The sequence below is a fragment of the Novosphingobium sp. 11B genome, from assembly GCF_054589055.1.
The window spans coordinates 1-8,976 of the sequence record NZ_BAAILP010000015.1 but is presented as its reverse complement, the minus strand read 5'-3'; the positions used below and the strand labels follow the sequence as shown (position 1 = coordinate 8,976).

Annotated in this window: 11 protein-coding genes; 2 read left to right on the top strand and 9 right to left on the bottom strand. The window is 65.6% G+C overall.

Annotation, left to right across the window (positions count from 1 at the left end):
* Positions 1–90: 90 nt before the first annotated feature.
* The 3 genes from ACYPYD_RS01480 to ACYPYD_RS01470 are packed head-to-tail and all read right to left on the bottom strand — an operon-like array spanning position 91 to position 1,063.
* Complete coding sequence (locus tag ACYPYD_RS01480) at positions 91–243, bottom strand: hypothetical protein (RefSeq protein WP_155986255.1); 153 nt, start codon at positions 241–243, stop codon at positions 91–93.
* Positions 244–287: 44 nt separating this feature from the next.
* Positions 288–482: a helix-turn-helix transcriptional regulator gene (locus tag ACYPYD_RS01475; protein WP_036525793.1), complete on the bottom strand. Its 195-nt coding sequence runs from the start codon at positions 480–482 to the stop codon at positions 288–290.
* Positions 479–1,063: a hypothetical protein gene (locus ACYPYD_RS01470; protein WP_036525791.1), complete on the bottom strand. Its 585-nt coding sequence runs from the start codon at positions 1,061–1,063 to the stop codon at positions 479–481. Before ACYPYD_RS01470 ends, ACYPYD_RS01475 begins: the two co-directional genes overlap by 4 nt.
* Before the next feature lie 404 nt (positions 1,064–1,467).
* On the opposite strand from ACYPYD_RS01470, the gene thrS reads away from it, so the two are divergent.
* Positions 1,468–3,462 carry a threonine--tRNA ligase gene (gene thrS / locus ACYPYD_RS01465; RefSeq protein ID WP_271183619.1) on the top strand — a complete coding sequence of 665 codons (1,995 nt, stop codon included), beginning with the start codon at positions 1,468–1,470 and terminating at the stop codon, positions 3,460–3,462.
* The gene (locus tag ACYPYD_RS01460) at positions 3,459–4,136 is read left to right on the top strand and encodes a spermidine synthase (protein ID WP_069708529.1); all 678 of its coding nucleotides are present in this window, start codon (positions 3,459–3,461) and stop codon (positions 4,134–4,136) included. Before thrS ends, ACYPYD_RS01460 begins: the two co-directional genes overlap by 4 nt.
* A 232-nt stretch (positions 4,137–4,368) precedes the next feature.
* Here ACYPYD_RS01460 and ACYPYD_RS01455 read toward each other — a convergent pair whose 3' ends face one another.
* The 6 genes from ACYPYD_RS01455 to ACYPYD_RS01430 form a co-directional block, all read right to left on the bottom strand.
* Positions 4,369–4,593 (bottom strand): hypothetical protein, encoded by a 225-nt coding sequence (locus tag ACYPYD_RS01455; RefSeq protein ID WP_459661811.1) that lies wholly within the window; start codon positions 4,591–4,593, stop codon positions 4,369–4,371.
* A 10-nt stretch (positions 4,594–4,603) separates the two neighbouring features.
* Positions 4,604–5,491 (bottom strand): bestrophin family protein, encoded by an 888-nt coding sequence (locus ACYPYD_RS01450; RefSeq protein ID WP_036525784.1) that lies wholly within the window; start codon positions 5,489–5,491, stop codon positions 4,604–4,606.
* 22 nt (positions 5,492–5,513) lie between these two features.
* The gene (locus ACYPYD_RS01445; protein WP_051586844.1) at positions 5,514–5,744 is read right to left on the bottom strand and encodes a hypothetical protein; all 231 of its coding nucleotides are present in this window, start codon (positions 5,742–5,744) and stop codon (positions 5,514–5,516) included.
* A gap of 195 nt (positions 5,745–5,939) precedes the next feature.
* Complete coding sequence (locus tag ACYPYD_RS01440; RefSeq protein ID WP_256434585.1) at positions 5,940–6,065, bottom strand: hypothetical protein; 126 nt, start codon at positions 6,063–6,065, stop codon at positions 5,940–5,942.
* Positions 6,066–6,114: 49 nt separating this feature from the next.
* Positions 6,115–7,107 carry an agmatine deiminase family protein gene (locus tag ACYPYD_RS01435; RefSeq protein ID WP_459661810.1) on the bottom strand — a complete coding sequence of 331 codons (993 nt, stop codon included), beginning with the start codon at positions 7,105–7,107 and terminating at the stop codon, positions 6,115–6,117.
* Positions 7,092–8,804: a M28 family metallopeptidase gene (locus ACYPYD_RS01430; protein ID WP_459661809.1), complete on the bottom strand. Its 1,713-nt coding sequence runs from the start codon at positions 8,802–8,804 to the stop codon at positions 7,092–7,094. Before ACYPYD_RS01430 ends, ACYPYD_RS01435 begins: the two co-directional genes overlap by 16 nt.
* Positions 8,805–8,976: the final 172 nt, after the last annotated feature.

Sequence of the window (8,976 nt, the reverse complement as noted above, 5' to 3'; positions counted from 1 at the left end):
TTCGACAAGCTCAGCCTGAGCGGATTTTAGAAATACCCCTATTCCCGCTCAGGCTGAGCTTGTCGAAGCCCCCCGCGCAGAAAGCACCGCTCAGTAAAGGATCGGCGCCACGACCCGCAGGATCACCTTGCCATCGGCACGGATCGTGCCGAAACCGGTCTCCTCACGCGGCCGGGCAGGTTCGGCGGCGGACTGGAACAGTCCCAGCGACACCGCGACAGCCGCCGCGATCGCTACCGCCACGCCGACCCGTGCCCCACGCCTTCGCTTCAACGGCCCGCCAGCCATCACTCGCCCCTCTGGAATATCTCTTCGATCGTCATACCAAAGAGGTCGGCGATGCGAAAGGCCAGCGGCAGCGAGGGATCGTAGCGCCCCGTCTCGATCGCGTTGACGCTCTGGCGCGAGACTTCCAGCCGCTCGGCCAGATCCTGCTGGCTCCAGCCGCGCTCGGCGCGCAGGACCTTGAGGCGGTTCTTCACGCCTCCCTCCAGCGATTGACGATGGAACTGGCGCCCAGTCCCACCGCCCACACCGGCACGGCGGCCCAGCCGGGAACGTGGGGGACCAGTTCGAACGTCTCGAGGAAGCCCCAGACGGTCGCCACCGCCAGCAGCAGCCCGGTGGCCCAGAGAGCCGCGTTGATGACACGCAGGCGAAGATACTCGTCGGTCTCCTCCACCAGATAGCGCGCCATCGTCCACAGCATGAAGAAGATCGGCAGCGCCGGCAGCAGCGCCAGCAGCCAGAGCAGAGGCCCGGATGCGCCCGACTTGGCCCCGAAGACGGCCACGAACAGGAAGATCACATAACCGAACGCCCAGATCAGGCCCCGGCGATTGTAGCGCCGCGTTGCGGGAGACAGCGCTCCGCACTCTGCCTGTGCCTTCTCGGAGGCGCGGACCAGCGGAATCAGTAGCAGCATCGGTGGGATCATCACCAGCGCCGAGGGAATCGACCCCAGATCCAGCGCACGCGCGGCGAACCCGGTTCCGAACATGCCCACGAAGAACGCGCCGCCCCAGAACCAAGCGGGTCCGCGCGACAGGGTTTGGTCCGTCATGACAAGCCTCCTTGCTTATGTGTAAAGGGTATTTGTCATCCGAGTCAACATAAGTCAAGCAGCATTGACATTATGGAAAGTAACCTCGTCGTCATCGGGTGATCCCGGGACCACGCTTGGCTTTCCGCGCCCGAATCGCTACATCGCGCTCATGCTGTTGCGCACCACCCCGACCACGACCCAGACTACCCGGCTCGTCCGGGCACGGTTGGTCGCAGGCTGAGCACGCGAACCGCCGTCGCCCGGATTTCGGGCGAGATTGGCGTCTCTCGTTTCCGAAATAGAGCCATTTCAGCCGACGCCGCACCTTCACCCGGAGGCGCGCCTGTGCCATGGCGCCCCCAAAGGTTTTCCGCCCACATGCTCTGGTATGGCATGGGGCAAACGAGAGAATGAGTTCGTCCATGTCCGAAATGTTCAAGATCAGCCTGCCCGACGGTTCCGTGCGCGAGATGCCGCAAGGCTCGACCCCGGCCGACGTCGCCGCCGCCATCGGCCCGGGTCTCGCCAAGGCCGCCCTCGCCGCGAAGATCGACGGCGAGCTGGTCGATCTGTCGCGCCCCTTCACCGGCGACGCCAGCCTTGCCCTCGTCACCAGCCGCGACGAGGCCGAAGCGCTGGACCTCGCCCGCCACGACTTCGCGCACGTCCTTGCCGAAGCGGTGCAGGCGCTGTTCCCCGGCACGCAGATCACCTTCGGCCCTTCGACGAACGACGGCTTCTACTACGACTTCGCCCCGGCAGAGCGCCCGTTCACGGATGAAGACCTGCCCGCGATCGAGGCGGAGATGCGCAAGATCATCGCCGCCAACAAGCCGCTGCGCCGCGAAGTGTGGGACCGCGAACAGCTCATCAGCCGCTGGAAGCAGCAGGGCGAGAGCTTCAAGGCCGAATGGGCCGCCGAACTCCCCGGCGACGAGCCGCTGACGGTCTACTGGTCGGGCGACGACTGGCTCGACATGTGCCGCGGTCCGCACCTGCCCTCGACCGGCAAGCTGGACCCCGCCGCCTTCAAGCTGACGCGCGTATCGGGCGCCTACTGGCGCGGCGACCAGAACAACGCGATGCTTTCGCGCATCTACGGCACCGGCTGGCTCAACAAGAAGCAGTTGGCCGAGCACCTGACGCGCCTCGAAGAAGCCGCCAAGCGCGACCACCGCAAGCTCGGTAACGAGATGGACCTGTTCCACCTCCAGCACGAAGCGCACGGCTCGGTGTTCTGGCACCCCAAGGGCTACGTGATCTATCGCGCGCTCGAAGACTACATGCGCCGCGCCGTCAACGACGCGGGCTGCAAGGAAGTGAAGACGCCGCAGGTCATGGACGCGCGCCAGTGGGAGCAGTCCGGCCACTGGGGCAAGTACCGCGAGAACATGTTCGTCATCCCCGACGAAGTGCCCAACACCGAGGACGACGGCCCGATCATCTCGGACGACGCGCAGTGGATGGCGCTCAAGCCGATGAACTGCCCGGCGCACGTCCTGATCTTCAAGCAGGGCATCAAGTCCTATCGCGACCTGCCGCTGCGCATCGTCGAGAACGGCTGCTGCCACCGCAACGAGCCGCACGGCGCGCTCCACGGCCTGATGCGCGTGCGCCAGTTCACGCAGGACGACGGCCACATCTTCTGCCGCGAAGACCAGATCGTCGGCGAAGTGCAGGCGTTCTGCGAGATGGCGGACCGGGTCTACCGCGACTTCGGCTTCACTTACGCGATCAAGCTGGCACTGCGCCCGGACAACCGCATCGGCACCGACGAGCAGTGGGACAAGGCCGAGGCCGAACTGCGCGACGCCGTGGTGCGTGCCGGTCTCGCCACCGAGGAATACGGCTGGGAGGAACTGCCCGGCGAAGGCGCGTTCTATGCGCCCAAGCTGGAATGGCACCTGACCGACGCGATCGGCCGCACCTGGCAGGTCGGCACGATCCAGTCCGACCGCATGCTGCCCGAGCGCCTCGACGCGCACTACATCGGCGAAGACGGCGAGAAACACCGCCCGGTCATGCTGCACCGCGCGATCTTCGGTTCGTACGAGCGCTTCATCGGCATCCTGATCGAGCACTTCGCGGGCAAGCTGCCGGTGTGGCTGGCCCCGGTTCAGGCCGTGGTGACGACGATCGTTTCGGACGCCGACGGCTATGCCGCCGAAGTCGCCGCCAAGCTGAAGGCGGCGGGCGTGCGCGTCGAAACCGACGTGCGCAACGAGAAGATCAACTACAAGGTGCGCGAACACTCGCTCAAGAAGGTCCCGCACCTCGTCGTCGTCGGCAAGCGCGAGGCGGAGGAAGGCACCGTCGCCCTGCGCACGCTCGGCGCCGAGCACCAGAAGGTCATGACCCTCGATGAAGCCATCGCCCTGCTGACGGCAGAGGCGACCGCGCCGGATCTGAAGGCATGATCCAGCGCGAACTCCTCGACAGTGCATGGATTCCGGACGGCGAGAAGCTTGAGCTGTTCCGCCACGACAAGGATTTCATGATCGTCATCGGCCACAACGAGCTGATGAGCACGCGCAAGTGGGGCTCGGAAGAGGCCCTTGCGACGATGGCCTACGATCGGATCAAGGGCTCTTCCAAGCGCCCGCACTTCCTGATCGGCGGCTACGGCATGGGCTTCACCCTGCGCGCCGCGCTTCGGGTTCTGCCCGCCGATGCGAAGATCACCGTCGTCGAACTGGTGCCCGAGATCATCCAGTGGGCGCGGGGCCCGATGGCGCACCTGACCGGGGACTGCCTCGAAGACCCGCGCGTCAACCTGGTGATGGGCGACGTCGCGCAAGCCATCGTCGACGGCCACGGCGACTACGATGCGATCCTGCTCGACGTCGACAACGGCCCCGATGGGCTGGTCCGCGAGGACAACAACGTCATCTATTCCAAGGTCGGCCTGCGCGAGGCTTACGGGGCGCTGACCCCGGACGGCGTGCTGGCGATCTGGTCGGCCGGTGCCGATCCTTCCTTCACCCGCCGCATCGAGCGGGCGAGGTTCGCGGTGGACGAAGTGAAGGTTCATGCGCGCAGCAACGGCAAGGGGCCGAAGCACGTGATCTGGTTTGCGTCCAAGAGCGAATAAGGGAAGTCTGGGGCCATTGCCCCAGACCCCTGAACTGTCGTCGTAGCGCGCGCAGTAGCGTTTCGTATGGACTGCAGCCTTAATAATGGCCTGCGGCGCATCACCTCAAGTTCGTCATTGCGAGCGTAGCGAAGCAATCCAGGGCAGTTTCATACCGCGCTAGATTGCTTCGCTACGCTCGCAATATCGAGGTGATAGCCTCACAATGAGCGTGCGGCGCCGCTGCCCGCAATCAGCTCGACGGTAACGGGGGTGCAGGGGGGCGATGCTCCCCTGCTTTCTTCTTCGAGCCCTTCGAAACCGCCACGATCACCGCACTGCCGAGCAATATCCCGGTAACCATCGCCCCGACAGCCAGAAGCCCGACCGGACTGAAATCCGCTCTGGCTTCCGCGCTGAAGACCTTGCCGAAGCGCAACGTGGCAATGGTGACCTGACGATCCTTGTAGAGCTTCATACCCCCAAGATTACCACAGCACCCCGTGCTTGTCAGGCTGGACGGGTGCGGGCGCTGGCTCGCCGATCGCCTGCAGCAGGTCGATCTCGATCGTGCGGCACATGGAATTGAGCGGCAGGTCGTGGACGTCGTTGGCGAAGGGGTCGACGAGATCGTCACCGATCGCCAGCACCGCGAGGAACATCAGCCCTGCGATCGTCGAGCCCAGCGGCGTCGCGAACTGCAGCGTCTCGACCAGCCCGATCGGCAGGAGGACGCAGAACAGGTGGGTGAACACTTCGGGGATGAAGCGGTACTGGAACGGCAACGGCGTGTTCTTGAGCCGCTCCATGCCGCCCTGCGAGTTGGCAATATCGACGAGGACCGCCTCCATCTGCGTCTGCTGGATGGTGTCGATCCAGCCCTTGCGGCGGGCTTGGTCGATGCGGCGGCCGGTGCCGTCGAGAATGCCGTTGGCGACGTTGACGCGGCTGAATGCGGGGTCCTTCTCGTCACCGGGAAATACGCGAAGGACTTCCTCGTCCTGCGGCAGACGGCGGAGCTGGCAGCGCAGCGCGTTGACGTAGGCGATCTGGCGATAGACGATCTCCCGCTTCAGCTCCGACGCCTCGGGGTCGGGCATGAAGTTGCGGGCCGCACGCGCGATGTTGCGGCTGGCGTTGATCATCAGGCCCCACAGCCCGCGCCCTTCCCACCAGCGCTGGTAGGCCGAGTTGCTGCGAAAGCCGAGGAACAGCGCCAGCGCCGAGCCGAACAGCGTGATCGGCAGCTCCGGCGCCTTGAACGGGAGTATGTAATAGGTGATCGTGACGATCACGTCCCACACGAAGAGCAGCGTCAGCGGCTTCCAGATCTCCTGGATGACGCGGGTGGAACTCGGTATCTTGGCGACGATCATTGGGTCCTGGCAGGCTCCGTTGTCACGGTTTCGGGCTCACGGGCTCGGCAGCGGCGGGGCCGACCTTGGGAGCACCCTCGGTCGAACGGGCCATCGCGATCGAAGTTCCGGTGGCGGGCCGGATCGAGAACCAGTCTACACGGTCCACGGCGACCAGAAAGGCCAGAACGCCGCAGCCGAACAGAAAAAGCAGGCCGTTGCCGATGAACGATTCGCGCACGCGGGCGCGGTCGGCGTCAGTCATGTTGCGCATTGTCATCTCCATCAAAGGGTCGCCTTAAAGATTGGGGACGCCCGATTTCGATTGCATCATCCCAATGCGACAAAACTTTGCTGCAACGCAATATCTAGGTGTGCAGTGCAACAAGCGAGACAAGACGCAGCCACGCTCTGTCACGAAACGTTGAATTTGTTTGAAAAGATTGCCGGCCGATGAACGGCATGGCGCTCAGAAGGGCAGTGCGTCGCGCGCGAGGATGAGCGCCAATGCGCAGCCGCCCACGATCAGCGGGCGCAACCATTCGCTCCCGATGACGGGACGATGAACCTGCGCGAGAGCGACGATGCGAGCCATGCGCGCGACTATGCACGCGCAGTGGTTTCCAAAGCGTTAAGGCAACGTCTCAGACCGACGGCATCTGCTGGCTGGAGCAATGGAACGAACCGCCGCCCGCCAGCACCGCATCGGCCATGACGCCCAGAGTGTCGCGGTCCGGGAACAGCGCGGCGATGGCGGCGACGCCCTCCTCGTCATGTTCGGTGCCGTAGATCGGCACGACCACCAGCTTCGAGGTGATCGCGAAGTTCATGTAGCTGGCGGGCTCCACCCGGCCATCGGTCTCAACCCGGCCCGGCGAAGGGACCTCGGCAACCTTGACGCCCATGGCCTCGGCCCGCGCCTTCGCGTCAGCATAGATCGCGGCGTTGGGATCGTCCTTGCCGGTCGCGCGCGGCACCGCCAGCAGGTTCGGCGCAACGAAACGGGCGAGGTTGTCGACGTGACCGTCGGTATGGTCGTTGATGAGGCCGTCGCCCAGCCACAACACACGTTCGTAACCGAGATCCCGTTGCAGCCGCATGTCGAGGTCGGCACGGGTGAGGTGCGGGTTGCGGTTTGGGTTGAGGAAGACCTGCTCGGTCACCGCCACCAGCCCGGTGCCGTCGCCATCGATCGCCCCGCCTTCGAGAATCCAGTCGGCCATCTCGACGTCGAGACCGGCATCGCGCGCCAGTTCCTCGCCGATCTCCTGATCGCCGTCCATCAGGTACTTGCCACCCCAGCCGTTGAAGCCGAAGCGCATGCCCTTGCGGTTGCCATGGGCGTCCACGGTGACAAGCGGCCCGGTATCCCGCAGCCAGACGTCACCGTAGCGCCGGGTTTCCAGCGTGACCTTACCCGACACCAGTTCCGACGCGCGGGCACGGTTGACCTCGTCGCGCACGATCAGGCGCACGTCCTGCCCGCTCTCGGCGACGGCGCTGGCGAAATCCGCCATCTGCTCCTGCGCGCGTTCGAGGAAGCCGGGCCACTCGACCGGATCATGCGGAAAACCGATCCACAGCCAGTCCTGCGCGGCCCATTCGGGGGGAAGAGTGAAAGTCACTTGGTATTGCATCCCTTGGTTGCAGCGGCGCAGTCCTTATCGCGGATCGCGCGGAATTCGTCGCCCGCACGCCAGTTCGGCCACATCGTGCCGTCCGCCAGCGTGCGGCCGAGGTCGTAGAACAGTTCGACGTCCTGGGTGATGCCGCTCCAGTCCCAGTTTTCCGAGTATTCGTCGGCCGGGGCGTGGTAGCGGTTGTCGGTGTAGTCCTGCGCGGCCTTCTCGCCCGCCGCCGTGCCGCCGTTCATGAGGTCGCCGCTGCGCTCGACGTTGAACATCGGCACGCCGCGCTTGGCGAGGCTGAAGTGGTCGGAGCGGTAGTAGCCGCCGCGCTCCGGGTGATCCTCAGGCACGTCATTCAGACCGCGCGCCTTCAGCGCAGCGAGGTAGAGGTCGCCCAGCTCGGACTTGTCGCCGCCGGTCTGGGTGTAGGACTTCGCGCGGCCCGCAGGCAGCAGCGCATCCATGTTCACTCCGCCGACGGTGTGGTCGAGCGGATAGATCGGGTTGGCGCCGTAGAACTCGGAGCCAAGCAGCCCCGATTCCTCCAGCGTCAGTGCCACGAAGACCTGGCTGCGCTCGGCAGGCCCGGTCTCGGCATTCATCTTCGCGATGGCGGTGAGCGCCGCGACGCCGTCGGCATTGTCGACCGCGCCGTTGCAGATGTCGTCGTTCGGCTTGCCTCCCTGCGGCGTGCAGTGGCCGAGGTGGTCCCAGTGCGCCGAATAGAGCACGACCTCGTCCGGCCGCGACTTGCCCGGCAGCACGCCGACGACGTTGTTGGACGTCGAGCGGCGGATGGCATTGTCGAACCCGAAGCTGACCTTGAGACCGAGCGGGACCGGCCTGAAGCCCTTGGTCTGCGCCGCTTTCGTCAGCGCTGCGAGGTCCTTGCCCGAAGCTTTGAGAATCGCCTCGGCCACGGGCTTCTGGATCCAGCCGTTGGCGACCGTCTGGTCCATCGCGTCGTTCGGCGTCTGCACCGAATACTGCGCGCCGGTCCAGCTGGAGTTGACGACGTTCCAGCCGTAAGCCGCCGGGAACGTGTCATGCACGATCAGCGCGGCGGTCGCGCCCTGCCGCGCGGCTTCCTCGAACTTGTAGGTCCAGCGGCCGTAGTAGGTCATGCGGCGGCCCTTGAAGATGCCCTGCTCGCCTTCCATCGCATAGTCCGGGTCGTTGACGAGGATCACCGCCGTCTTGCCCTTCATGTCCAGCCCGGCATAGTCGTTCCAGCCGAGTTCGGGCGCATTGATGCCGTAGCCGACGAAGACCAGTTCGCTGTCCTGCACCTGCGACTTCGGCGTCACCCGGTAGCTCGCGGCGACATAGTCGTCGCCCGGCCTGAACGAGAGCGACGCCGCCGCGCCGGAAACCTTGAGCGGCGTGTAGTCGCTCGCGGTGATCTCCACGGTCGGCACCGGCTGGAGCCACTGGCCCTTGTTGCCCGGCTGCAGGCCCGCCGCCTTGAACTGGGCGACGATGTAGTCGAGCACCTTCGGCTCGATCGCGGTGCTCGGCGCGCGGCCCTCGAAGTCGTCGGCGGAGAGGCGCTTGGTGACGGCCTTCATCAGGTCCACCGGCACGTCCGGCTGCGCGCCTGCATCGGCGGGCGGCTTCAGCGCGGTGCCTTTGGGCAAGGGTTGGGCCGAAGCGGCGAGCGAAACGCCAAGCGCGGCCAACGCGACGAGCGGCAGGTAAGGCTTCATGGGGGACCTCCAGACGAACGGGCGCACAGGTGCCAGACGGCGCGGGTGGGGGCAAGTATGCGCCGACGTCGTCCCGGACTTGATCCGGGACCGCTGGCCGTGAGCGGCCCACATCGCGTTCGAACGCCCCGACGCAAGGCCTCACCTAAAGACAGCCAGCGGTCCCGGATCA

What these genes read in the sequence shown, in the direction of transcription:
- ACYPYD_RS01470 (WP_036525791.1), bottom strand. Translation starts at nt 1,063, where the DNA reads ATGACGGACCAAACCCTGTCGCGCGGACCCGCTTGGTTCTGGGGCGGC.
- thrS (WP_271183619.1), top strand. Translation starts at nt 1,468, where the DNA reads ATGTCCGAAATGTTCAAGATCAGCCTGCCCGACGGTTCCGTGCGCGAG.
- ACYPYD_RS01460 (WP_069708529.1), top strand. Translation starts at nt 3,459, where the DNA reads ATGATCCAGCGCGAACTCCTCGACAGTGCATGGATTCCGGACGGCGAG.
- ACYPYD_RS01455 (WP_459661811.1), bottom strand. Translation starts at nt 4,593, where the DNA reads ATGAAGCTCTACAAGGATCGTCAGGTCACCATTGCCACGTTGCGCTTC.
- ACYPYD_RS01450 (WP_036525784.1), bottom strand. Translation starts at nt 5,491, where the DNA reads ATGATCGTCGCCAAGATACCGAGTTCCACCCGCGTCATCCAGGAGATC.
- ACYPYD_RS01445 (WP_051586844.1), bottom strand. Translation starts at nt 5,744, where the DNA reads ATGCGCAACATGACTGACGCCGACCGCGCCCGCGTGCGCGAATCGTTC.
- ACYPYD_RS01440 (WP_256434585.1), bottom strand. Translation starts at nt 6,065, where the DNA reads ATGGCTCGCATCGTCGCTCTCGCGCAGGTTCATCGTCCCGTCATCGGG.
- ACYPYD_RS01435 (WP_459661810.1), bottom strand. Translation starts at nt 7,107, where the DNA reads ATGCAATACCAAGTGACTTTCACTCTTCCCCCCGAATGGGCCGCGCAG.
- ACYPYD_RS01430 (WP_459661809.1), bottom strand. Translation starts at nt 8,804, where the DNA reads ATGAAGCCTTACCTGCCGCTCGTCGCGTTGGCCGCGCTTGGCGTTTCG.